Source organism: Cucumibacter marinus DSM 18995 (assembly GCF_000429865.1).
GTDB lineage: Bacteria > Pseudomonadota > Alphaproteobacteria > Rhizobiales > Devosiaceae > Cucumibacter > Cucumibacter marinus.
In genome coordinates, this window is record NZ_AUCR01000002.1 from 295925 (window position 1) to 321160 (window position 25236).

At 62.3% G+C, this 25236-nt stretch carries 19 protein-coding genes; 11 read left to right on the forward strand and 8 right to left on the reverse strand.

Annotated elements, in window-relative coordinates; genetic code table 11:
• Position 1 precedes the first annotated feature (1 nt).
• From hpaE to G489_RS0104615, 4 genes are all read left to right on the forward strand, one after another.
• Positions 2-1519, forward strand: coding sequence for a 5-carboxymethyl-2-hydroxymuconate semialdehyde dehydrogenase (gene hpaE, locus G489_RS0104600; protein WP_029040543.1), 1518 nt, complete (start codon positions 2-4; stop codon positions 1517-1519).
• 102 nt (positions 1520-1621) lie between these two features.
• On the forward strand, positions 1622-2602 hold the full coding sequence (gene hpaD / locus G489_RS0104605) for a 3,4-dihydroxyphenylacetate 2,3-dioxygenase (protein WP_029040544.1): 981 nt from the start codon (positions 1622-1624) through the stop codon (positions 2600-2602).
• A gap of 14 nt (positions 2603-2616) precedes the next feature.
• Positions 2617-4026, forward strand: a complete 1410-nt coding sequence (locus G489_RS0104610) for a pyridoxal phosphate-dependent decarboxylase family protein (protein WP_029040545.1) — start codon at positions 2617-2619, stop codon at positions 4024-4026.
• 29 nt (positions 4027-4055) lie between these two features.
• Positions 4056-5522: an NAD-dependent succinate-semialdehyde dehydrogenase gene (locus G489_RS0104615; RefSeq protein WP_029040546.1), complete on the forward strand. Its 1467-nt coding sequence runs from the start codon at positions 4056-4058 to the stop codon at positions 5520-5522.
• A 265-nt stretch (positions 5523-5787) separates the two neighbouring features.
• On the opposite strand, the gene G489_RS0104620 is transcribed toward G489_RS0104615, so the two are convergent.
• From G489_RS0104620 to G489_RS0104635, 3 genes are all read right to left on the reverse strand, one after another.
• Entirely contained in the window at positions 5788-6267 is a 480-nt protein-coding gene (locus tag G489_RS0104620) for a GNAT family N-acetyltransferase (protein WP_029040547.1), read from the reverse strand.
• A gap of 414 nt (positions 6268-6681) precedes the next feature.
• On the reverse strand, positions 6682-7518 hold the full coding sequence (locus tag G489_RS0104630; protein ID WP_029040548.1) for a MoaF C-terminal domain-containing protein: 837 nt from the start codon (positions 7516-7518) through the stop codon (positions 6682-6684).
• 31 nt (positions 7519-7549) lie between these two features.
• Positions 7550-8935 carry a transaminase gene (locus tag G489_RS0104635; protein ID WP_051332309.1) on the reverse strand — a complete coding sequence of 462 codons (1386 nt, stop codon included), beginning with the start codon at positions 8933-8935 and terminating at the stop codon, positions 7550-7552.
• Between the two features lie 218 nt (positions 8936-9153).
• Here G489_RS0104635 and G489_RS19080 point away from each other — a divergent pair, with 218 nt between their 5' ends.
• The 7 genes from G489_RS19080 (at position 9154) to G489_RS0104675 (ending at position 17785) form a co-directional block, all read left to right on the forward strand.
• Positions 9154-9846, forward strand: coding sequence for a helix-turn-helix transcriptional regulator (locus G489_RS19080; protein ID WP_245578812.1), 693 nt, complete (start codon positions 9154-9156; stop codon positions 9844-9846).
• A gap of 494 nt (positions 9847-10340) precedes the next feature.
• Positions 10341-12002: an amidohydrolase gene (locus G489_RS0104650; RefSeq protein WP_029040551.1), complete on the forward strand. Its 1662-nt coding sequence runs from the start codon at positions 10341-10343 to the stop codon at positions 12000-12002.
• A gap of 8 nt (positions 12003-12010) precedes the next feature.
• Positions 12011-13165 carry a CobW family GTP-binding protein gene (locus tag G489_RS19085; protein ID WP_051332310.1) on the forward strand — a complete coding sequence of 385 codons (1155 nt, stop codon included), beginning with the start codon at positions 12011-12013 and terminating at the stop codon, positions 13163-13165.
• Positions 13166-13226: 61 nt separating this feature from the next.
• Positions 13227-14411 (forward strand): ABC transporter substrate-binding protein, encoded by a 1185-nt coding sequence (locus tag G489_RS0104660; protein ID WP_245578813.1) that lies wholly within the window; start codon positions 13227-13229, stop codon positions 14409-14411.
• 80 nt (positions 14412-14491) lie between these two features.
• Positions 14492-15364, forward strand: coding sequence for a branched-chain amino acid ABC transporter permease (locus G489_RS0104665; protein ID WP_035871478.1), 873 nt, complete (start codon positions 14492-14494; stop codon positions 15362-15364).
• Positions 15351-17084 (forward strand): branched-chain amino acid ABC transporter ATP-binding protein/permease, encoded by a 1734-nt coding sequence (locus tag G489_RS0104670; RefSeq protein WP_029040554.1) that lies wholly within the window; start codon positions 15351-15353, stop codon positions 17082-17084. Before G489_RS0104665 ends, G489_RS0104670 begins: the two co-directional genes overlap by 14 nt.
• On the forward strand, positions 17081-17785 hold the full coding sequence (locus G489_RS0104675) for an ABC transporter ATP-binding protein (protein WP_029040555.1): 705 nt from the start codon (positions 17081-17083) through the stop codon (positions 17783-17785). Before G489_RS0104670 ends, G489_RS0104675 begins: the two co-directional genes overlap by 4 nt.
• A gap of 575 nt (positions 17786-18360) precedes the next feature.
• Here the strand turns inward: G489_RS0104675 and G489_RS0104680 are convergent.
• The 5 genes from G489_RS0104680 to G489_RS0104700 form a co-directional block, all read right to left on the reverse strand.
• Positions 18361-19767, reverse strand: a complete 1407-nt coding sequence (locus tag G489_RS0104680) for an FAD-binding oxidoreductase (RefSeq protein ID WP_162142402.1) — start codon at positions 19765-19767, stop codon at positions 18361-18363.
• A 149-nt stretch (positions 19768-19916) separates the two neighbouring features.
• The gene (locus G489_RS0104685; RefSeq protein WP_029040557.1) at positions 19917-20729 is read right to left on the reverse strand and encodes a BKACE family enzyme; all 813 of its coding nucleotides are present in this window, start codon (positions 20727-20729) and stop codon (positions 19917-19919) included.
• A 7-nt stretch (positions 20730-20736) separates the two neighbouring features.
• On the reverse strand, positions 20737-22074 hold the full coding sequence (locus tag G489_RS0104690; RefSeq protein ID WP_029040558.1) for an aspartate aminotransferase family protein: 1338 nt from the start codon (positions 22072-22074) through the stop codon (positions 20737-20739).
• Positions 22075-22098: 24 nt separating this feature from the next.
• Positions 22099-22527: a universal stress protein gene (locus G489_RS0104695; RefSeq protein WP_029040559.1), complete on the reverse strand. Its 429-nt coding sequence runs from the start codon at positions 22525-22527 to the stop codon at positions 22099-22101.
• The gene (locus G489_RS0104700; protein WP_029040560.1) at positions 22527-25181 is read right to left on the reverse strand and encodes a TRAP transporter permease; all 2655 of its coding nucleotides are present in this window, start codon (positions 25179-25181) and stop codon (positions 22527-22529) included. The genes G489_RS0104695 and G489_RS0104700 overlap by 1 nt, the downstream gene beginning before the upstream one ends.
• Positions 25182-25236: the final 55 nt, after the last annotated feature.

The following is a 25236-nucleotide window of genomic DNA, read 5'->3' on the forward strand; positions in this document are numbered from 1 at the left end:
TATGACCACGCTCGAAGAGAACCTGAAAAAGGCCGAGGGATATCTGGAACGCTTCCGCCACGAAGGCGTGAAAAACCGGATTGCCGGCGAGCAGGTCGACGCCCTGAGCGGTGAGACCTTCGATACCATTTCGCCGGTTGATCTCAAGCCCTTGTGCAAGGTGGCCAAGGGCGGTGCCGAGGATATCGACCGTGCGGCGAAGGCCGCCAAACAGGCCGGAAAGGCATGGGCGGCGCTGAGCGGCAAGGAACGCAAGAAGATCCTGCACCGCATAGCCGATGCGATTGAAGAGCGTGCCGAAGAGATTGCATTCCTTGAGGCGCTTGATACCGGCCAGTCGATCCGTTTCATGGCCAAGGCAGCGCTGCGCGGGGCGGAGAATTTCCGCTTTTTCGCCGACAAGGCGCCCGAGGCCCGCGATGGCCAGGCCCTTCAGGCGCCCAACCAGTTCAATTTCACGTCCCGCATTCCGATCGGACCGATCGGGGTGATCACGCCGTGGAACACGCCTTTCATGCTTTCGACCTGGAAGATCGCGCCGGCGCTCGCCGCGGGTTGCACCGTGGTGCACAAGCCGGCCGAGTTTTCGCCGATTACCGCGTCGCTGCTGGCCGAGATCGCTGAGGACGCCGGTTTGCCCAAAGGGGTGTGGAATCTCGTCAACGGCTTCGGGGAAGGTGCCGGCAAGGCGCTGACCGAACATCCGGATATCAAGGCGATTGCTTTTGTGGGTGAGAGCGCCACGGGTTCGCTGATCATGGCGCAGGGCGCCAAGACGCTGAAGCGCGTGCATTTCGAACTGGGCGGCAAGAACCCGGTCATCGTTTTTGCCGATGCCGATCTCGAGCGCGCTGCCGATGCGGCCGTGTTCATGATCTACTCGCTCAATGGCGAGCGCTGTACGTCTTCGTCGCGGCTGCTGGTCGAATCCTCGATCTATGAGGAATTCACCGCCAAGGTGGCCGAGAAGGCAAAGAACATCAAAGTCGGTCACCCGCTCGACCCCGAGACCGTGGTCGGTCCGCTGATCCATCCCGAGCACGAAGCCAAGGTGCTGAGCTACTTCGATGTGGCGCGCGAAGAAGGCGTGACGATCGCGGCGGGCGGCGAGAAGTTCGACGGACCTGGCGGCGGCTGCTACGTCAAGCCGACCCTGTTCACCAATGCGCGCAACGATATGCGCATCGCGCAGGAAGAGATTTTCGGGCCGGTGCTGACCGCCATTCCCTTCGAGAATGACGAACAGGCGCTCGAGATCGCCAATGACGTCGAATATGGCCTGACCGGCTATATCTGGACTTCGGACGTGACCCGCGCCTTCCACTTCACCGAGCATCTCGAAGCCGGGATGATCTGGGTGAACTCGGAAAATGTGCGGCACCTGCCGAGCCCGTTCGGCGGCGTCAAGGCCTCCGGGATCGGGCGCGATGGTGGCGACTGGTCGTTCGAGTTCTATATGGAAACGAAGAACATCGCTTTCGCCTCGGCCCCGCGCAACGTGCCGAAGCTTGGTGGCTAAGCCAGAAAACCAACCGGATCATCCCGTTCTGGCGTCGGCCAGACCCATATCAGTTCTCCGGTGTCTTCGGACACCGGAACAGGTTTCGTAAAAGGAACGAACATGCCCATTCCAGCCCCCAATCTCTACCCTTCCTTCAATATCGTCCGGCTGAGCCATGTGGAATTGACGGTCACCGATCTGGCCGCGTCCAGGGCGTTCTATGTCGATACGCTCGGGCTGCAGGTGACGGGCGAAGAAGATGGCCGGCTCTATCTGCGCGCCATGGAAGAACGCAATCACCACTGCCTTGTGCTGCGCGAAGGCGACAAGGCCGTGGCTGACGCTCTGGCCTTCAAGGTCTATGACGAGCAGGGGCTCGACATGGCCGAGAAGTTTTTCAAGGACAAGGGCCTGCCGGTCGAATGGATCGAGCGCCCGTTCCAGGGCCGGACTTTCGTGACCCGGGACCCGCACGGTATTCCGCTCGAATTCTACACCAGGATGGACCGGCTTCCCCCGATCCATCAGCAATACAAACTCTACAACGGCGTGAAGCCGCTGCGGATCGACCATTTCAACTGCTTCTCGCCGAATGTCGATGAATCGGTTGCGTTCTATTCCGAGCTCGGCTTCCGGGTGACCGAATACACCGAGGACGAGGTTTCCAAGCATCTCTGGGCGGCCTGGATGCACCGCAAGGGCGGCGTACACGACATGGCCTTCACCAATGGTCTCGGCCCGCGTCTGCACCACGTCGCGTTCTGGGTGCCGACCCCGCTCAACATCGTCGACCTCCTCGACTTGATGGCGACCACGGGTTATGTCGGCAATATCGAACGCGGTCCGGGCCGGCACGGCATTTCCAATGCCTTCTTCCTCTATGTGCGGGACCCGGATCTGCACCGGATCGAAATCTATTGCTCGGATTACCTGACCGTTGACCCTGACCATGAACCGATCAAGTGGGACCTCAAGGACCCGCAGCGCCAGACCCTTTGGGGTGCACCCGCGCCGCGCTCCTGGTTCGAGGAAGGCACTCTTTTCAAGGGCGTGGAGCCGCAAGAATCCCAGCTCGCGGCCCAGCCCATCGTCGCCCCGTAACGCGGGAGCCATGAATGGATAAGGACGCGTTCCGGCACTGGTCGAGACGCGCCGCCGATTGGGGCGCGGACTATCGCGAAACGCTTCGCGACAAACCTGTCCGAGCCCAAACCGCGCCGGGCGCCATCGCCGCCAAGATTCCAGAAACGCCGCCGGAAGCCGCCGAGCCGATGGAGGCGATCTTCGCGGATTTCGAGCGCGATATCGTGCCGGGCATGACCCATTGGCAGCATCCGGGCTTTTTCGCCTATTTTCCGGCCAATGCGGCGCCGGCTTCGGTGGTCGCCGAGTATCTGGTGTCTGCCATGGCGGCCAATTGCCTGTTGTGGCAGGCCTCGCCGGCGGCAACCGAACTCGAGACCAAGGTGCTCGACTGGTTGCGTCAGTCGCTCGGCCTGCCGGAGGGGTTTGCTGGCGTCATCCAGGATTCCGCCTCGACCGCGACGCTCGCCGCTGTCCTGACCATGCGCGAGCGCGCGCTTGGCTGGGCCGGCAATCAGCAGGGTCTTGCGGGGCAGAAGCCGGTGCGGGTCTACTCATCCAAGGAAGTGCACACCTCGATCGACCGGGCGATCTGGATCGCCGGGATCGGGCAGGACAACCTCGTTCGCATTCCGACCGTTGGCCCCAGCAGGGCCATGGACGCGACGGCACTTGATGCCGCGATCGAGGCGGACAAGGCCGCCGGCCTGTTGCCCGCGGGCATCATCGCTTGCGTTGGCGGCACCTCGGTCGGGGCGAGTGACGATATCGCCGCTGTCGCCGCGGTGGCGCGCAAGCACGATCTCTATCTTCATGTCGATGCGGCCTGGGCCGGGTCGGCGATGATCTGTCCCGAGTATCGGCCCATATGGGCGGGCGTCGAGGAGGCGGATTCCATCGTCTTCAACCCGCACAAATGGCTCGGGGCGCAATTCGATTGTTCGGCGCATTTCCTCAAGGACCCGGATAGCCTTGTGAGAACGCTTGCGATCCAGCCGGAGTATCTCAAGACCCACGGGGCGGACGGCATCATCAATTACTCGGAATGGTCGGTGCCGCTGGGCCGCCGCTTCCGGGCGCTCAAATTGTGGTTCCTCATTCGGGCCTATGGGCTTGAGGGGTTGCGCCAGCGCATCCGCAATCATGTCCTGTGGGCGCAGGAGTTGGCCTCGCGTCTCGATGCCGAACCCGATTTCGAGATCGTGACGCCACCCTATTTGTCGCTGTTTTCGTTCCGTTACACGCCGCAGGGCGCCACCGATCTCGACGCCCTCAATGAGCGCCTTATCCAGACGATCAACGATGACGGCCGGATCTATCTGACCCAGACACGCGTTGACGGGGCATATGTCATCCGCTTCCAGGCCGGGCAATTCGACACCCGGGCCGAGGATATCGCCGCGGCATTTGACGTCATCACCGAATTGGCCCGTTCGCTCTAGTCTCGGGCAAATCCAAAAAGGGGGATCCCATGAATTCCAAGGGCCCATCGAATCTCAAGGACCCATCGTTGTTCCGCGAAGCCTGCCTGATCGGCGATCGCTGGATCGAGGCCAATGGTCAAGGCATTGCCGTCACCAACCCCTCGACCGGTGAGACGATCGGCCATGTCCCGAAGCTCGGAACCGCCGAGACAAAGGAAGCCATTGAGGCGGCGCGTGTGGCGCAAAAGTCGTGGGCCGCGGAGACCGCCAAGACGCGGGCGAACATCTTGCGCAAATGGTTCGACCTGATGATGGAGAACCAGGAAGATCTCGGCCGCATTCTGACCCTCGAACAGGGCAAGCCGCACAAGGAAGCGATGGGCGAAATCGCCTATGGAGCCAGCTTCATCGAGTGGTTCGCCGAAGAGGCGCGCCGCGTCTATGGCGATGTCATTCCCGGCCACCAGCCTGACAAGCGGATCGTTGTCATCAAGCAGCCTATCGGGGTTGTGGCGGCGATCACGCCGTGGAACTTCCCCAATGCGATGATCACCCGCAAGGCCGGCCCGGCGCTGGCCGCGGGCTGCTCGATGGTCTTGAAGCCGGCCTCGCAGACCCCGTTCTCGGCGATTGCGCTGGCCGTTCTGGCCGAACGGGCGGGGCTGCCCAAGGGGCTTTTCTCGGTGATCACCGGCTCGTCCCGCGAGATCGGTGCGGAGCTGACATCGAGCGAAACCGTACGCAAGATCACCTTCACCGGCTCGACCGAGGTCGGTGCCGAGCTGATGAAGCAGAGTGCGCCGACCATCAAGAAGATGGGGCTCGAACTCGGCGGCAATGCACCCTTCATCGTGTTCGATGATGCCGATCTCGATGCGGCGGTTGAAGGCGCGATCATCGCCAAGTTCCGCAATAACGGTCAGACCTGTGTCTGCGCCAACCGCCTCTATGTGCAGGAAGGTGTCTATGACGCCTTTGCCGAAAAACTGGCCAAGGCAGTCGGCAACCTCAAGGTCGGCGACGGGTTCGAGGCCGATGTGGTACTCGGTCCGCTGATCGATGAGCCGGCGGTCGAAAAGGTCGAGGAACACATCGCCGATGCCACCGGTCATGGCGCCAAGGTCATCGAAGGCGGCGGACGGCATGACAAGGGCGGCCTGTTCTTCCAGCCGACCGTTCTGACCGGGGTCACGCCCGACATGATGGTTGCCTCCGAAGAGACCTTTGGGCCGATCGCGCCGCTGTTTTCGTTCAAGGACGAGGAGGACGTGGTCCGCCAGGCCAATGACACGGTTTATGGCCTCGCCTCCTATTTTTATGCCCGTGATCTGGGGCGCGTCTGGCGTGTCGCCGAGGCACTCGAATATGGCATGGTCGGCATCAATACCGGCCTGATCTCGACTGCCGAGGCACCTTTTGGCGGGGTCAAGCAGTCCGGGCTTGGCCGCGAAGGCTCGCATTACGGCATGGAAGAGTTCGTGGAGATCAAATATCTCTGCATGGGCGGGATCTAGGCTCGCACCTCATCGATGCAAATGCTTCAATGGCGCCCTGCGGGGCGCCTTTTTGTTTGCAGGGGACGCCCCTCGCTGACCTCACCTTGAGCCTGTCGAAGGGCGAAGTCAGCCCTCGTGGTTCGATAAGCTCACCATGAGGCCTTTTGTTGGCGTCCATTCCGCGCTGTCCCGGCCTCCGAGCCGGGACCTCAATTCAGATCACAAACCGGCCCCGGATCAGGTCCGGGGCGGCCCGAAGGATCGCGGCTCAGCGCGATTTTCCCTAGCTCGTCTCCAGCCGGAACTTCATGAAGGTCTCGCCGTCATAATCGACATTCTCGACGAAGCGAGCGCCAAGCCGCTTGAGGGCGCCGAGGCGGGTGCGGGTCGGGGGCAAGAGGAAGGTCACGAAGGGGATGCGGTCGTCATCCCGCGCAAAGGCAAGCGCCTGGTTGGCGATGCGCATGCCGAGACCGAAACGGTCGGGCCGCAGCACAAGGCCGAAATCCCACTCCTCGCCTTCCTTTTGAAAGCCACCCCAGCCCACATACTCACCATCGCTGAGGAAGGCCCAATGGCCGAGCCCGTCGCGTTCCCAGCATGCTTCCTTGGAGGACACGAAACCGGCGGCCATCTCTTCGTCCCATTCCGATGTCGTCAGCAGTGGCATGTGTTCCGCCACCTTCGGGTGGGACATATGCGCGACGATCTCAGCAAGAGGGATTTCGGGCAGGCGGGCAAAGGTGATGGTGGTGTCAGGCATTGTTTTGAGAAAGACCAGAATGAACGGTTTTGAATATGGCCGCCATGAATGGTCGCGATGCCGCGTCCGGTCAAGCGCGCTGCTTTTCAATCTGGCTCACTTCCGTTCACGAAAAAGGCGCCCCTTGGGGCGCCTCAATCCTTAACGCATCCTGCTCCACCTCATCCTGAGCTTGTCGAAGGGCAAGGTCAGCCCAGACCATCACCCTCGTCATGCTCGGGCTTGACCCGAGCATCCATGATGAGGTGCCGCCCGGGAACCGGGAATGATCAGCGACCTGCTTCTTGGTTGACCCGCCTCATGGACCCTCGGGTCAAGCCCGAGGGTGACGAAACTGTTTGGTGTCGGACCTCGTGGGTCGCCCTTCGACAGGCTCAGGAGGCTCACCATGAGGGCTTTGGATTCAACCGCCAATCAGATCGTGGCGTCCTTGGTCCAGTTGGCGATCTCTGAATAGGCGCCGATGGGGAAGTTGACCGTCTTGGTCAGGTCGTCATCCGAATAGCCGAAGATCTTGCCGGTCGTCTTGAGGCTGTCATGGTCCATCAAAACGCAGCCCACGGTCGGCACCAGCTTCTCGCGCCAGGTGAAGAGATAAAGGTGGTCGCCGATCTTGTGGTAGTGGCAGCTGTCGGTGTCGGCCAGCCCCTGTTCCGCACCTTCAAGGCACTGCCAGGTGTAGCGGGTCGGGCTGAGATAGATGTGCTCGTAGAGCTCTTTCGGATTGTAGCGGTGCCGGATGCGCAGGCCCACCAGCTCTTCGGTCTCCTGATGGTGCTTGGCGGCAGGATCGAAGGGCTTGTTGACGCTGGCATGGTGGAATTCGGACCGGACCAGGGTCAGTTCCTCGTTCTTGAGCGCGCGGGCCAGCAGTGAGGAATGCGCCCCTTCGGCGTCCGGCAAGCGCGAAACCACGCAGGTCGCGACATTCTCATTGAGGTCGAGGACGATCGACACCGAGGTGTCTTTCTCGACCGTCGCCTTGACGAAGTCGACGAAGTAGATGCCCGGCCGCAGCGAAGTCGCCAGATAGGTCTCCTCGGCACTGACACCCGTTTCCTCGCCAGCAGTGACCTTCCAGGTCATCTTGCTGTCCGAGGAGAAAACATGCTCGATCACATCGCCATTCTCGAAATAGAGCGTGATCGTCTTGCCAACGAGATCGGGGGAGGGGGCGGTCAAATTGCTGTCCGGAGCGAAGGCTTCGCCCAGGGCGCCAACGGAAATCCAGTTGTTGTCTTTTTCAGTCATGTCTTACCTGAGTTTGGCACGAATTGCCGGCCTAGCCGGCGGTGAAGGCGGTCAGCATCTCGTCGAAGACGGCGCCATGAGCGCGGACGTCTTCGATGGTGGTGGCCGGCGAGATCAACGCCATGTTGTGGAACGGCGTCAGCAGGATACCACGATTGGCGAAATAGAGATGGCTGAGCAGCTCGATGTCGTCATTGCGCGCCATCGCCGCTTCGCCGCCATTGCGGGGCACATCGGGCATGTAGAGATACTCGACCCGGCAGCCCATGCGGCTCACATGCCAGGGCAGGTTGTGCTTCTTGATGAGCTCGCGGATCTGGGTTTCGAGCGCGGCGGCGATCTCCGTCGTGCCAGCATAGGTTTCCGGGGTGATCACGTGGCTCAGCGTGGCACGCATGGCCCTGAGGGTCAGCGCGTTGGCGACCAGCGTGCCGCCGAAGCCATAATGGTTGATGCCGGGCCCGCGCGTCAGGTCCTTGACGAACGCGCCGACCGCCTCGTTCATGCCCCAGACGGCGCTTGGGATGCCGCCGGACAACACCTTGCCGAGCACAAGGATGTCGGGTTCGAGGCCGAGCTCGCCGGTGCCGCCCGAGGGGCCGAGGCAGATGGTGTGGGTCTCATCGATGATCAACAGCGTGCCAGTCTTGCGCGTGATCTCGCGCAGGGCGGTGTGAAAGCCCTCGGCCGCCGGGATCATCCCGATATTGGTCATATGCGGCTCGGCGAGCACCGCGGCAACATCGCCATGCGACAGCGCCTCTTCGAGCGCGGCGACATCGTTGAACTCGACGACCCGCGTGGTGCGGTCATAGTCGAGCCCGTTGGATGCAATACCGTGTTGCGGGGCAACGCGCCCGTTCTGCAGTTCGACCTGGGTATCGTCGACCGAGCCATGATATTTGCCATTGAAAACCAGCACCTTGTCGCGGCCGGTCATCTGGCGCGCCACGCGCAGGGCAAAGCGGTTGGCATCGGTCGCCGAAGTGGCGAGCTGCCAGTAGGGCAGGCCGAAGCGGCGCGACAGGTCTTCGGTGACCGCGATCGAGTCTTCGGTGGGCAGCATGTAGGACGTGCCCAGTTCGGTGAGATCGCGGGCGATGGCGTCCATCACAACCGGGTGGCCGTGGCCGTAAAGGGCGGCCGAATCACCGAGGCAGAAATCGATATATTCATGCCCGTCGATATCGCGCAGGCGGGCGCCATGGGCGGCCTGGGCGTAAATCGGGTAGGGCGTGCCCCACTGGCTCATCCAGTGCAGGGGAACGCCATGCGGCATGGTTTTTTCCGCCTGATGAAACGCACGTTGAGCCGCCGGATGGGATTGCCGGAAACGGACCTCTTCCTCGCCGCGAATACGCGCAAGCCTTTGAGGATCGATAGAATGCGTGGCTTCTGCCGCAGCCGACAATGCCATTTAATGCTCCCTGAACTAACTTGAGCGCATCATGTGCGGGGGCTCACATGAAGGCCATCAACCCTATGGTGGATAGGTCAAATCACAGCCTCAGGTGATCCGAAAACAGGGGAGTTTGGCCTTCATCTGTTTACTTAACATCTGAACTATTTCCTGCTACACTGCAACCCGGCTGCAGAAACAAACGGATTATCGGTCTGAGGCCACGGGAGGGAATTATGGACATGAAGCTCGCTTCGGAGCCCCACGAGGCGGCCCGAATGGCGACCTCGTTCGCCCGCGATATGCTCGGCGCCGGCTCGTCTGCATTCTATTTCGTTACACCTGAGCTCGAACTTTACGATTTCGTACTGCGGAACGTGCCCATGGATTTTCATGAGCGCTATCTCGACCAGATGTCCGCGTTCGATCCGTTGCATGTCCGCCAGCTTGCCGACAAGGCCTCGCCGGTTGCCATGCTGCGCCAGCAGCGGCACACGGTGCCAACGGATCACTACCGGCGCTACAGGCAATTCTCGACCTTTTACGGGGTTTCGGATTCGCTCGAATTCATCTTCCGGCGTGAAGGGAGCATTTTCGCCGGTATGAGCATTTCCTGGGCTGACCGGCGCGATATTCCCGAGGCAACGGCGCGCGTGGCGCCCTCGATCCATTCCTATATCGAGTTCAACCTCACCAAGCTCGGCGTGGCGCTGCCCGATCCGCGCGAACGGGCGATGGACCGGTTCGGCCTGACCCAGCGTGAGCGGGAAGTGGCGGAGCTTGTGTGCTGCGGACGGACCAATGTCGAAATCGCCGAATGTCTTTCGATCGGCATCTCGACGGTCAAGACCCACCTGATCCACATCTTTGCAAAGCTCGGTGTCGAAAACCGCGCCGCGGTCGTCGCCATGCTCGCCCAGACGCATTAGGGCGGGGCAGCCTGAACGCCTATGTCATTCCCGACCTGCTCGGGACCTAGCTGCTCAATTATGCCTCGTCTTTACCCGGTTCATCCGGGTATTCCATTTGACTTGGACCACTCGAACAAGTCGGGTGGTGACGGCTGGGTGTCTCGTTGAGGCCTAACCCACCCAACGCGCCGTCCCGGGCCAGACCCGGGACCTCATTCCGGTTATCTCGGCCCCGGATCAAGTCCGGGGCAGCCCGGGAGGATGCAATGCCCCACGCCCTCATCCTGAGCTTGTCGAAGGACGAGGGCCAGCTGCGCATCCGCCGCTCCAACCCTTCGAGCATAGCTCTCAGGGTGTTCGTCGCTCAGATCGCTCCACCGGAGCGATCTGTACCTTCGGTACCGCTCCTCACTCCACCATCCGGTTGATTGCGGCATTCGCGATGGCTGCTGATCATGACGCCCAAGGCCGGGGACAGGTGCGTGCCCCCGCCACAGATAACAAGGGTGGACATGAGCACGTCGCAGGCAGACCTCGTTCTTCGCAACGGCCGGATTTACACGGTCAATGGAAACGGCGACTGGGCCGAGGCCATGGCGGTCAAGGACGGCAAGATCGTCGCGATCGGTTCGGAAAGCGTCATCTCGGGCTATACCGAGGGCGCCGAGGTCATCGACCTCGACGGCAAGATGGTCATGCCCGGCATTGTCGATGTTCACAATCACCACTTCATCGCCGGCGCATCCGACCTGTTCGAACTCAGGTTCCTGCCGTCCCTCAGCTACGAAGAAGTGCTCGAAAAGGTGCGCGAGCGCGCTGCCCAGACAGAGCCGGGTGGCTGGATCATTGGCGGTTCCTGGGGCAGCAATTTTGCCGACCGGCTGAACTCGCTCGAAGCCAAGAAGGCTCTGGATGACGCTGCTGGCGGGCGTCCCGTTCTGCTGCGTGACGACACCTACCACAATCGTTGGGTGAACACGGCGGCGCTGGCGGCTGCCGGTATCACCAGGGACACGGCCGATCCCGAGCAGGGCGAAATCCTGCGTGATCCTGAAACCGGCGAAGCGACCGGTGTGCTGCTCGAAACCGCGGCCGCCTTTGTTGAACGCGCCGCCGACGAAGCGCAGCCTTTGACCCCCGAGCAACAGCGTGAGGCCGCCTCAAGCGCCATGGCGACGCTGAATTCATTCGGGGTGACCGCGTTTCTTGATGCTGCCTGCATGGAATACATGATGGCCGCGCTCAAGGGGCTCGATGATCGCGACGAGATGACCTGCTGGGCCGGCGCCTGCCTGCCGGCAACCGAGCCGGGCTTTATCTTCGGCAAGGTCGGCAAGGAACTGATCGCGGTCAAGGAACAGTATCGGGGCAAGCATGTGTTCCCCGATTTCATCAAGATCTTCCTCGATGGGGTGCCGCCGGCGCGCACCGCGGCCTTTGTCGAGCCCTATGTGCCCGACACCATTCATGGCTGCTGTTTTTGCGGTGCGACCAAGATGACCGTGCCCGAGCTGGTGCGCTGGGTCGGGGATGCGGAAAAGGAAGGCATGGGCGTCAAGATCCACTGCGCAGGCGATGCCGCCGTGCTGCAGGCGCTCGACGCGTTCGAGGTCGTGCGTTCGTTCAACGGGCCGACCGAGATCAAGCATCACGTTGCCCATGCCAGCTTCATCCGGGAAGAGGACATCATGCGCTTCGCCGAATTGGGCGTCGTCGCCGATCTCTGCCCGATCATCTGGTATCCGACCCCGATCCTCGAGGCCACCAAGGCGGCTTTGGGTGAGGAGCGTGCGGAGCGATTCTGGCCGAACAAGAAGCTCGACGAAGCCGGTGCCCTGATGGCTTCGGGGAGCGATTGGCCGGTCGCTCCGCAGCCCGACCCCTGGGACGGGATCGAGGGCATGATCACGCGCGAAAATCCTTCGGGTGCCTATCCGGGCCAGTCGCTCTGGAAAGAGCAGGCGCTGGGGCTCGAGAAGGTGCTCGAGATCTACACCATCAACGCGGCCAAGGCGATGCGGATCGATGAGTTCACCGGTTCGCTTGAAAGCGGCAAGTTCGCCGATTTCATCGTTCTCGACCGCAATTTGTTCGAAACGCCCGAAAAGGACCTCGCGGATACCCGGGTTCTGAAGACCTTCTTCAAAGGGCGCAAAGTGTTTGAGCGGACCTAAGGGGCACAATGACATCCTCCCAGATATCGCCTGACCGCTCAATCCCGGTGACCGTGCTGACCGGGTTCCTGGGCAGTGGCAAGACAACGGTGCTCAACCGTTTGTTGTCCCGCCCGGGCCTCGACGGCACGGTCGCCATTATCAACGAGTTCGGCGAAATCGGTCTCGATCATCTGTTGATCGAGAAGAGCGAGGAAAGCTTCGCGCTGCTCGACAATGGCTGTGTGTGCTGCACCATTCGCGGCGACCTCAGCCAGACGCTTGTCGATCTCAAGACCCGCTTTGCGGCGGGTGAACTCAAGGCGCTCGACAGGATCGTCATCGAGACGACGGGTCTCGCGGACCCGGCGCCGATCCTGCACACGCTAATGGCCGACGACACGCTGATCGGCCGTTTCCATATCGACGGTGTGGTGGTGACGGTTGATGCCGTCAATGGCGCGGGAACGCTGACCAACCATGCCGAGTCCGCCAAACAGGTGGCGGTTGCCGACCGGCTGCTGGTCACCAAGGCGGACCTGGCCGACACCGATGCGATCAACGCCCTGATCAGGGGAGTGCGGGCACATAACGGCACCGCGCCGATCCGCATGGTTTCGAACGGGGAGGTTGGCCCCGAGGATATTTTCGAACTTGGCCTGTTCGACGCTGCGGGCAAATCGCCCGATGTCGAACGCTGGCTGCACGAGGCAGCGGCAGGCGCACACGATCATGATCACGGCCAGAGCAAGGGGCATGGGCACGATCATGGTCACGCGCCAGAGGGGGCGCATGCGGGCGGACACGCCCATGCGCAGGAAGGCGGCATCCGGTCATACAGCGCCATAATCGATGACCCTGTGGACTGGGCCGCCTTCTCCCATTGGCTCGAATTGGTGGCGGCGATGCGCGGTGACGACATGCTGCGCTTCAAGGGCATCGTCCGGGTGAGCGATCATCCCGAGCGGCCGATCGTGGTTCATGGCGTCCAGCACGTTTTCCATCCGCCGCAAATGCTTGAGCAATGGCCATCCGACGATCACCGCACCAAGCTGGTGTTCATCGTGCGGGATATCCCTGCCGAAACCATCGAAACCACCTTGGCGAAATTCGCCCGTATCGAAGCACCGCGGCTCCGGCCGGCGGCGGAAGACGGGCGCCATCTGTCACGCGTCAATGCGTGATCCATACCCAACCCGCCGGGTTGTCCGGCGGGTGGATACGAGCAACCGGGAGGAGCTTTTTATGAGCTTTAAACTAATCGGATCTCTGACAGCGGCAGTGTTCGGCGCTGTCCTGGCCATGAGCGCCAGTACGGGCGCTGCCATGGCCGCACCCGAATGTCCCGACGGGACGATCAAACTGGGTGGCATCTCCACCATCACCGGCCCTGCCGATTTTTCGGAAGTGCCCAACGCAACCGCGGCCGTTTTCGATCAGGTCAATGCCGAAGGCGGCATCAATGGCTGCCAGATCGAGTATATCCTGCTTGATGACAAGGCCGATCCGCAGGTCGCTGCGCAGTCGGCACGCGACCTCGTCGACAACCGTGGCGTCGTCGCCATGGTCGGCTCGGCCAGCCTGCTCGAATGCCAGGTGAACGCCGGCTACTACCACAATTCCGGCATTCTCTCGATGCAGGGCCTCGGCGTTGACGCCGCCTGCTTCAACGTGCCGTCGATCTCGCCGGTCAATGTGGGGCCGTTCCTGCTTTCGACTGTGATGCTGCAGTTCTCGACCGAACAGCTGGGCAACACCCAGCAGTGCGCAATGTGGATCATCACTGGTGGTACCGGCGAGGCCTATGCCGAAGCCGTTGCCAACTGGGAAGAGCTGAGCGGGCAGAAGATCCACCTGGTGGACAATTCCGTGCCGTTCCAGGGCGACTACACTCCTTATGTGCTCAAGGCGCGTGACGAGGGATGTGATGCGGTCGTGTTCAACACGGTCGAGCCGCAGGTCGTGCAGATGATCAAGGCCGCCGACGCCCAGAACATCGAGGGTATCGACTGGTTGTTCCTGGCACCGGGTTACACCGTGCAGGTTGCCGAGGCGCTTGCCGACACCAACCAGCCGGTCTATGCCGGAACCGAATGGGAACCGTTCACTGAAGCCGGTTCGGAAGCCAATGAGGGCTGGAAGGCCGCCATGGAGACCGCCGGCCTGCCACTGACCGCGTTCAGCCAGGGTGGCTATGAAGCCGCGACCCTGATGATCGACGTGATCAAGGGCATCGACGGCCCTGTGACCCGCGAAGCGGTGACCAACGCCCTGCATACCATGGAGCCGATGGAGCACCCGCTGGTGGGTACGCCGTATATGTTCGGCGAAGGCGACCGTCACTCGTCCTCGCGGGCGACCAAGGTCATGAAACTTGAAGGTGGCGAGTGGGTTCTCGAGACCCCGGACTGGTTCGTCCTGGGGGACTGATCGGCGCCATCTGAACCTTCGGCCGGCGCCACAATGCTTGGTGCCGGCCGTTTTTCATAAATGGGGGAAGTCATCTCATCATGCTTTCACTGGATGTGACATCCATTTTGGCGGGATTGCCTGCCGGCGGTGCCTACGCGCTGCTCGGGGTCTGTCTCGTTTTCACCTACCGGCTGGTCGCCGTGGTGAATTTCACCGGTGCCGCCATTGGCGCGGTTGGCACCTTCACGCTCGTGCTGCTGCACGAACACGGATTTCCCCTCTGGCCGGGCGTCGGGCTCGGCCTGATTGCCGGCATGCTGGCCGCGATCGTGCTCGGCCTCGTCATGGTGACCTGGTTCTCCGAGGCGCCGGCCCAGACCAAGGCGGCGGTCACCGTCGCTCTTTTGGTGGGTATCGTGGCCATCGGGCTGCGTGTCACCGGCGGTCAGCACCCGCGCCCGTTCCCCGATCTCATTCCGGGGCCGGCCTTCACGATTGCCGGGGTGGTGATCACCAAGGCCGCGGTTGCCACCATCGGGCTGGCAATTGCCTTCGCCGGTGCTGCAACGCTGTTCCTCAACAACACACGGACCGGGCTTCAGTTGCGCGCCCTGTCCGAACGGCCGACCACCGCCGAATTGCTGGGCATGCGGACTCGCGTTCTCTCTATCGGGGTTTGGGCCGTCGCCGGTATCGCGACCACGCTGGCGCTGATGCTGATCGCGCCGCAAAGGCCGCCCAATTTCATGACGCTCAGCCTGCTTGTCGTGCCGGCCTTCGCTGCGGCCCTGATCGGGTTTTTCCGCAGCTTCTGGCTCACCCTGGTAGGCGGGCTCGCGCTCGGCATGATCGAAGGCTTCACCGCCTCGATCGACGAATTGCAGCAGTTCCGGGGCACTGTGCCCTTCCTGATTATCCTGGCCGTCTTGTTGTGGTCGCAGAGAAATGAGCGGTGGGATGAAGCACGTTAACTGGCCCTGGACCATTGGTTTCGTCATTGCGCTGGCAATCGGCTCGGCGGCGGCAACCCTTCTCGGCAACTACTGGTTATTTCTGTTTACCGGTGCGGTAATTGCCGCCATCGCGCTCAAAGGGATTGGTTTGGTTGCCGGGCGCGCGGGCATGATCGCCCTCAGCCAGATGGCCTTCGCCGGCATCGGTGCCTGGACGGTGGCCTATCTCAATGTCTGGCAGGTGCCTGGTACCCTGTTTTTATGGGTTCCAATTGGGGGACTGGTTGCGGTTCCTTTTGGCATCGCCATCGCGCTGCCCGCGCTCAGGCTGCGCGGCATTCACTTCGCCATCGTCACGCTCGGCTTCGCCGCTGCGTTCGACAGCATTCTGGCGGCCACTACCTTTCCCGGCCAGACCCAGTTCATTCAGGTGCCGCGTCCGCCGGGTTTCACGTCCGTACCCATGTATTTCTATTTTGTGGTGGCGGTCTATGCGGTGATATCGATCGCGCTCGACATCGTGTCGCGCACGCCGCTCGGGGCGTCCTGGGTCGGCATCAAGCACTCCGAACGCGGCACCGCTGCTCACGGCGTGTCCGTTGCGTGGTCCAAACTCACTGCCTTTGCCATCGCGGCCTTCGTTTCAGGGGTGAGCGGGGGGCTGCTCGCCGGCCAGCTGCAGACTTTGGTGTCCGACAGCTTCAACATCATGGTGTCGCTGATCTATTATGCGGTGACCGTGATGGCGGGCGCGCACTTGGCTGAAGGGGCGCTGATCGGGGGCATGCTGATCATCTTCTTCCCCGAACTGATGCGCCGGCTGAACCTGCCGCAGGATATCGGCAATATCGCCTTTGCTCTCGGCGCAACCCAGGCGCTGTCGATGGGTGGGTCGATTGCCGCCGATCTGCGCGGCGGGCTACGCCGTCTGCGCCGCAAGGTCGGCATTCGTCCCAAGACCTATCCAGAGGTTATGCGCAAGGCCGGCCAGATCACGCCACCGCCAGTTGCAGAGGGCGCCAGAAGCGTCCTGTCGATCAAGGGGCTGGGGGTCAAATACGGCCAGGTGGTGGCTCTCGACAATGTCGATGTCGAGGTGCCCGAAGGAGCCGTGATCGGCCTTATTGGTCCGAATGGGGCCGGCAAGTCGACGCTGATCGATGCCGTGACCGGCTTCTTGCCGAGTTATCAGGGCGCGATCACGCTTGATGGCGGAAAGCTTGATGGACTCGATGCCCACAAGCGCGCCCGGGCCGGCCTTCGCCGGACCTGGCAGACCACCCGCATCCCGGCGGAGTTGACCGTGGGGTCCTATCTCAACATGGCGGCCCGGCGCGGGCTTGCCCCGGCCGAGATGGACGAGATCCTGCAATGGATTGGCTGCCCGCACCCCTCGACCCCGATTGCCACGGTCGATGTCGGCACGCGCCGCTTGCTCGATGTGGCAGGCGTGGTGGCGGCGCGGCCCAAGATCGTCCTGCTCGACGAGCCGGCTGCAGGGCAGTCCTATGAGGAATCCCTGTTCCTCGCCCAGCGTATCACCGAGATCCCGGAGAAATTCGGGGCGTCGGTCGTGTTGGTCGAGCACGACATCGATATGGTCCGCAAGGCGTGCAACTCGATCTATGTGCTCGATTTCGGCAGGGTGATCGCCGCGGGGCCGCCTGCCGTGGCGCTCGAGGATCCTGATGTGGTCCGAGCCTATGTCGGCGCAGTCGAAGAGGAGACGGCAGCATGAGTTCGCTCGAAATCAACGCCCTGACCGTCAATCGTGGCGCCCTGCCGGTGGTGCGGGACGTCTCGCTCAAGGTCGACAAGAGTTCGATCTCGGTGCTGCTCGGGGCCAATGGCGCCGGCAAGACCACCTTGCTCGAGGCGGTCTCCGGCATCATTCCGGTCACTGGCGGCGATATCCTTTTCGATGGCCATCCGATCCAAAGGCAGACCGCAGGGCATCGGGCCCGTGGCGGGCTCATCCATATCGAAGAGGGACGGTCGGTGTTCAAGACCCTGACCACCCGGGAGAACCTCGCCGTGGCTTGCCATCCGGATGCCTCGGTCGATGAGGCCTTCGAGCTGTTCCCCGAACTCAAGCAGCGTGAGCATATTGCCGGCGGTCTTTTGTCGGGCGGCGAGCAGCAGATGCTGACCATCGCCCGGGCAATCCTGTGCCGGCCCAAAGTGCTGCTGATCGACGAAATGTCGGCGGGTCTGGCGCCGGTGATCGTTCAGAGGCTGATGGCCGCGGTGCGCAAGCTTGCCGATGATGGGCTTGCGATCCTGCTGGTCGAGCAGTTCGCGATGCTGGCGCTCGGGGTGGCCGACCGGGCCTATGTGCTCCGGCGCGGCAGCGTTGTCTATGACGGCGAGCCCAAGCCGCTGCTGGATGAGCCGGAGAAACTGCATCACCTCTATCTCGGTGACACCGAGACAGCCTGACCCGCTGTCTTCCGCGATCGAATGCGACAAGGGCCGGCATTGCCGGCCCTTTTTGTGTCTTCGGAAAGGGTTTGACGGTGTCGCGCCAGGCTGACGACCATCTCGATGTCACTACCCGACCTGATCGGCTGGATCCCTGATTATTCGGGAATGACCCCTTTGTTTGACTTCGACACTGCCACTCCCTCTCCGTCATTCCCGCGCAGGCGGGAATCCAACTGAGTCTCCTCAAAAACACTGGTGGTCATGATTGGAGCGTGCATGGTGCCACCATCTCCACCAGTTCTAAATCTCTGATTCACATGGATTCCCGCCTACGCGGGAATGACTTCAAGTTTTTTGATACGCATTGCCATACACTCCTTCGTCATTCTCGGGCTTGACCCGAGAATCCATGATGAGGTGACCCTCGGCAAACTGTCGTGACCGTTCACAACCGCAGCTTGCGTTGCAGCGCCTCATGGACCCTCGGGTCAAGCCCGAGGGTGACGTGGGCTTTGGGGTTAGCTCTTCCCGACACACTTGCCCCCGGCCTTCACCCTGAACTCGTCGAAGGGCGAGGGCGGCCAGGAACCTCAGCGTGTCTTGATCACCTTGTCGGGGTTCATGATCCCTTCGGGGTCGATGGCGTTCTTGATCTTGTGCATCAGGTCGAGTTCCGCGTCCGACATGGCAGCAGCGGCGAGGTCGCGCTTGAGTTGCCCGAGCCCGTGTTCGGCGGAGACCGATCCGCCTAGTGCCACCGCGGTTGAATGCACCGCATCGGCGAGCGCGTTCTTGTGCTTGCGGAAGGTTTCGAGATCGATGCTGTCAGGCACCGCGACATTGTAGTGGATGTTACCGTCTCCGACATGGCCGAAGGGGATAGGGATCGCATCGGGCAGGACCGCCATCACCTTTTCTGTAGTCTTTTCGACGAATTCCGGGATTGCCTTGAGCGGCACCGAGGTGTCGGATTTGAGCGTCTTGGGTGAGACGCTGAGCGCTTCGCCCAGGCCCTCACGCAGCGCCCAGAATGCCTGGCGCTGTCCTTCGGACTGGGCGATCACCGCGTCTTCGAGCCCGACATCTTCCCAGATCGCCGCCAATGCCTCTTCGAGCAGAGTGTTGAGATCGAGGGACTTGGCCGAGGCCTCAAGTTCGATCAGTGTTGCCCATTCGGGCAGTTCGGCGAAAGGTGCGTTGAGCTCGCCCTTGTGCGCCCGGATGGCCTCGAAGCCGGAACGCGGAATCAGTTCGAAGGCGCCGATCAGCTCGCCCACTTCCTCGCGCAGGCGGCGGAAGGTGGTGAGCGCGGTCGCCACATCCGGCACTGCGGCAATGGCGGTGGCCCGCACCCGCGGCTTGGGGCGCAAGGCGAGGGCGGCAGCGGTAACGATGCCAAGCGTGCCTTCTGCGCCGATGAAGAGTTGCTTGAGGTCGTAGCCGGTATTGTCCTTGCGCAAGACTTTCATGCCGTCCCAGATCGTGCCGTCTGGCAACACCACTTCAAGTCCCAGGATCTGGGCGCGGGTCATGCCGTAACGCACGACATTGTTGCCGCCCGCATTGGTTCCGATTATGCCGCCGATATGGGCGGTGCCTTCACCGCCAAACGAGACCGGGAACAGTCGGTTGGCGTCGTCGGCGGCCTTTTGCACATGGGCCAGCACCACGCCGGCCTCGGCGATGATCACGTCGTTGTCAGTGTCGACTTCGCGAATGGTGTTCATGCGCTCGAGCGAAATGACGATCTGTCTGGCTTCGGGGGTCGGTGTCGCACCGCCATTGAAGCCCGAGCCGCCCCCGCGGGTGGCGATGGCGATGTTGTGTTCGGCGCAGAGCCTGACAATGGCCGCGACCTGTTCGGTGTTGCGCGGTTTGACCGCCGCGATCGCCGGCTGGTGAAACTCACCCAGTGCATCCTCGAGATAGGGGTCGATATCGGGCGAGGTGGTGACGATATCGCGGGCGTCGAGAATGGCGGAAAGCGCGTCGAGCATTGCGGGCCTCATGGTCGTTGGTCGGGGCACAAAGCACGGTCCGGGCGGCGAATTCAAGCCCGGGATCAAGCCTTTGGCAGGTGCGCAAGGCTTGCGGATAGCCCTCGCCAAGGCAATCCACCAATCAGCCGAGTGTGGTTACCTGCCGGTTACTGATCGATCATGTTGGCGGTGTGCTTGGCGATTGTCGCCTGGGTGGCGAGCGCCAGCACCAGCTCGCGCACCCTTGCGGCATTGTCGAGGGCGGGCTTGCCGTCGCGGTTCTTGAGGTTGTTCTCGAACCCGATGCGACAATCGCCCCCGGCGGCGGCTGCAGCCAGCAGGCAATCGGTTTCCGCACGCCCGAAGGCGCAGACCATGAACCGGCTGCCCTCGGAGAGCCCGCTTGCGCGCCACGCGTTCATGAACGGGGACAGGTCCGAAGGGTGGCTCTGCTGGTTTTCCGCATAGCGGCCGAGCACGAAAAGCACCGAGAGACCCGCGCGGGGCACGTCACCGGCGCGGACCAGATTGCGCAGCCAGATCACTTCGTCGGGGCTGTAGAGAATGTGCTGAAGGTCGATTCCGGCTTCGTCGGCCCAATGGTAGAACCGCCGGGCGGCACCGCGATCGTCCGCAGCTGCCATTTCCCTCAGCGCCACGGAAACCGCGTCGGGCGAGACTGTCTCGACCACTGCGCGCTGTTCCTCCGGGCTATAGCGCCCCACGGCTTCAGTCGTGATCTGAATGCCCATTTTCGGCGCGGCTGCTTCGATGGCGGCAATCGCCTCGGCATACAGTCCGGCGTCGAGCGTGTGACGGCCTTCGGCATCGCGCACATGCACATGGATGGCGTGTGCGCCGGCCTCCTGGCAGGCTGCGGCGGTTTTGGCGATTTCTTCGATGGTGACGGGCAGGGCCGGGTGATCGGCCTTACCCCGCCTGGCGCCATTGGGCGCCACCATGATCCTTGCCTTGTGCATTGCGTCCCTATCGGGCGTCCAGTGCGGTCTCGATCGCCACCGCCAGCCGCTCGACGATGAGCGGAATATGCTCATCCTCGAGGATATAGGGCGGGGCAAGCAGCACATGGTCGCCCAAGCGTCCGTCGATTGTCCCGCCTCCAGGATAGCAGATCAGGCCTTGATCCATCGCGGCTTTTTTAATCTTTCCGTTAATCTGCCGGGCGGGATCGAACGCGGCCTTGGTGTCCTTGTCTTCGACGAGCTCGAGCCCGAGGAAAAGGCCGCGCCCTCGAATGTCGCCGATATGCGGGTGCTGACCGAACTGTGCGTCGAGTGCAGAGCGGAGCTTTTTGCCCTTGTCGCGGACGTTTTCGATGAGGTTCTCTTTTTCGATCGCGTCGAGTACCGCCACCCCGGTGGCGCAGGCGACCGGATGACCCATATAGGTGTGGCCGTGCTGGAAGAAGCCGGAGCCTGAAGCGATGGCGTGGTAGATGCTGTCGCTCAGCATCATCACGCCCAGCGGTTGCACCCCCGCGCCGATGCCTTTGGCGAGGGTGACAATATCGGGCACGACGTCTTCCTGCTCGAAAGCAAAGAAGCTGCCGGTCCGACCCGAACCGCACATCACCTCGTCGAGGATCAGCAGAACCCCATATTTGTCGCAGATGCGGCGGATACGCCCGAAATACTCAGGCGGAGCTGGCACCGCGCCCATGGTGGCGCCAACAACCGGTTCGGCGATGAAGGCGGCGACATTGTCCGGGCCGAGTTCAAGGATGCGGGTTTCGAGTTCATCCGCCACTCGGCGGGCATAGTCCCCTTCGCTCTCTCCCCGATGACCAAAACGCCAATAATGGCAGGGGGCGATATGCGACATGGCGCCCGACAGCATGGGCTCGAACTGTCCGCGCCGCCAGCGATTGCCGCCGGCCGCGAGCGCACCCAACGTATTGCCGTGATAACTTTGCCAGCGGGCGATGACATGCCGGCGCGAGGATTGGCCGATCTCGAGGAAATACTGGCGCGCAAGCTTGATTGCCGCCTCCACCGCCTCCGAGCCACCGGAGACGGGATAGACCTTGCTCAGGCTTTTAGGCGCCAGTGCCGCCAACCGTTCGCCCAGTTCCTCGGCGGGCTCGGAGGTGAAGAAGCCGGTATGGGCGAAGGCGATCTTGTCGAGCTGGGCCTTGGCCGCCGCAATAGCGCCAGGATGACTATGGCCGAGCGGGGACACCGCGGCTCCGCCCGATGCGTCGAGATAGGTTTTGCCGCTGGTGTCAGTCAGCCAAACACCCTTGCCGCTTGCCACGACAGGCATGTCGGCGCCGGTCTTTCGGCCCAGAAGGTGGGCGGACTGCATAATCTCCCCCCGATGTTGCCGGGGCTAGCGCCTGACGACGAAAACGGACTGGTTGGCGTGGCGGACAACCCGGGCAGCGTTGGGACCGAGCAGATAGTCCCTCAGGGCCGGGCGGTGCGCGGCGAGCATGATCAGGTCGCAGCCGAACTTGTCTGCGGCCTTCATGATCTCATCGTAGATGGTGCCATGGGCGACATGGCCCTTCATGGCGCCGGGGACCTCGGCATTGTCGTCGAGGAACTTGATCAGTGCCTCTCGGGCAGCGGTCATGGCGTTCTGTTCATAGTCGGGCGGGAAGAACGAACCGACCAGCGGCATGGTGTAGCTGGGCACAACGGTCAGCACATGCAGTTCCGCATTGTGGGAGCTGGCGAGCGCTTCGGCTTCCTTGAGCAGGGGCAAAAGGCTGTCTTCGTCCCCGAGATCGACCGCGAGAAGTATTTTCTTGTACATCAGAATGCTCCGAAGAAGGCCGGCACCGTCTGCCGGCGGCGCTGCATCCAGATCACGAAACCAAGCAGCAGGATGGCCGGGATATAGAAGACTTCCTTGGGCATCCGCTCGGCTTCGACCTGCACCTGTTCGACATGCACCGGCACATCGCCATAGAAGTCGAACTCGGTGAATTTCTCGAAGAAGGGCGTGCCGGGCAGCGGTTCGAGCACCTCGGCGCCGGATTCATCGACCAGCAGGTCGAGCCCGGCGCGGGAAAGGCGTTCCTCGCCCGTCCCCGCTTCGCCCAGATCGACCTGGATCGTCGTGGTCAGCGTTTCCTCGAAAATGTCGAAATCAGTGCCGGTCAGCACAAGCCGGATCGAACTGCCCGGTGGCTGCTGTTCGGCCACGGTCATCACCTCGGCCGGCGGTGGATTGTCAAAGGCGGGTTGCACCTGGTCGAGCCAGAAACCGGGGCGGAACAGGGTGAAGGCAACGAGCAGGAGCGCCAGGGATTCCCATATGCGGCTCTTGGCGAAGAAATAGCCCTGGGTCGCCGCTGCAAAGAGCAGCATTGCGATCACCGCGACGATGAACACGAAGATCGCTTTCATCGGCCCGACATCGATCAACAAAAGCTCGGTGTTGAAGATGAACAGGAACGGCAGCAGCGCGGTCCGGATATCGTAGGTGAAGCCCTGCACACCGGTGCGGATGGGGTCGCCTCCCGATATCGCCGCCGCCGCGAAGGCGGCCAGCCCAACGGGCGGCGTATCGTCCGCCAGAATACCGAAATAGAAGACGAACAGGTGAACGGCGACCAGCGGCACGATCAGGCCCGACTGCGCACCCACCGCCACGATCACCGGCGCCATCAGCGAAGAAACGACGATGTAGTTGGCGGTGGTGGGCAGGCCCATGCCGAGGATCAGGCTCATCACGGCGACCAGCAGCAACATGACGATGAGGTTGCCGCCGGAGAGGAACTCGACAAAGGCGCCAACGACCTGGTGGGCGCCGGTCAGCGAGACCGTGCCGACAATGATGCCGGCGGTGGCGGTGGCCACCCCGATGCCGATCATGTTGCGGGCGCCGGCAATCATGCCGGAGATGAAATCGTCGAAACCCTGTCTCAGCGCGGCACCGATATCGCCGGCGCTGCGCATCATCACCTTGAGCGGGCGCTGGGTCAGCACAATGAAGATCATGCACAGGGTTGCCCAATAGGCGGAGAGTTGGGGAGAGAGGCGCTCGACAAGGATGCACCAGATCAGAACGACGATCGGCAGGATGAAGTAAAGCCCGGTGATTGCCACTTCGCCTGGTCGCGGCAGTTCCTCCATCGGCGCGTTGGGGTCGTCCATCTCAAGATCGGGTTTGCGTGCCGCAAGCCAGAGCAAAACGAGGTAGCCGGCAAGGAACAACAGCGCCGCGGTCCAGAAGGTGATGCCCGGGAACGCGGTCTTGACCCAGCCAAGTCCGTAATAGACGACGGCCGCCAGCACCACGATGCCGATGAAGCCGAACAGGACACCCGAAAGCCGCTGGGCCAGTGTGCCGAGCGGGGAAGGGCGCTTCATGCCTTCAAGGCCCAGTTTGAGGGCTTCGAGGTGCACGATATAGACCAGCGCGATGTAGGAGATCACCGCGGGCAACAGCGCGTGCTTGAGAAGCTCCGGATAAGGTATGCCGGTGAATTCCGCGATCAGGAAGGCGGCGGCGCCCATGACCGGCGGGGTCAATTGCCCGTTGGTCGACGAGGCGACTTCGACAGCGCCTGCCTTTTCGGGTTTGAAGCCGGCGCGCTTCATCAGCGGGATCGTGAAGGTGCCGGTGGTCACCACGTTGGCGATCGAGGAACCCGAATAAAGCCCCGACAGGGCGGAGGCAACGACGGCTGCCTTGGCCGGCCCGCCGCGGAAATGTCCGAGCAGGGCGAAGGCCAGCTTGATGAAGTAGTTGCCGGCCCCGGCCTTTTCGAGCAGCGAGCCGAACAGCACGAACAGGAAAATCATGGTGGCCGAGACGCCGAGCGCGACCCCGAACACGCCTTCGGTCTGCATCCAGAAGTGCCACATGGCCTTGCCGAAGCTGGCACCTTTCCACTGGATGGCATCGGGCAGCCAGCTGGCATTGCCGAAGAAGACGTAGAGCATGAACACGCCGGCGACGATCACCAGCGGCAGGCCGAGCGCACGATAGACCGCGATGGCCAGCAGGATGATACCCATGGCCGAGATGACGAGGTCGGCGTTGGTGGGCAGACCGGCGCGATTGGCGATCTGATCGGCGAAAACAAAGAGATAGAGACAGGAAACCGCGCCAAGGGCTGCGAGGATCCAGTCATACCAGGGGACACGGTCGCGCGGGCTCGATTTGAGGAGCGGATAGGCGAGCATCGCCAGGGCGAGCGCAAAGGCCAGGTGGATCTGGCGGGTGTCCTGGTTGTTGAGAACCCAGAAACTGCGGCCGGTGACTTCGGCCAAGATGAAGGGGATATTCGAGGAAATATAGAGCTGGAAGCAGGACCAGATAAACGCAAGTGACAGGATGAACTTGCCGACCCAGCCGGCGGCCTGCCGGGCGCCGGATTCGACCTCGGCGACCATCATATCGACGTCGGCGCCTGACTTCTGGCCACCCGGAGTATCGTCTACATTCGTATTGCTCATCGCTCCCCCCTGAGACTACGAAACGCCGGCGCCGGATTGTTCGTGTCGGAGGCGC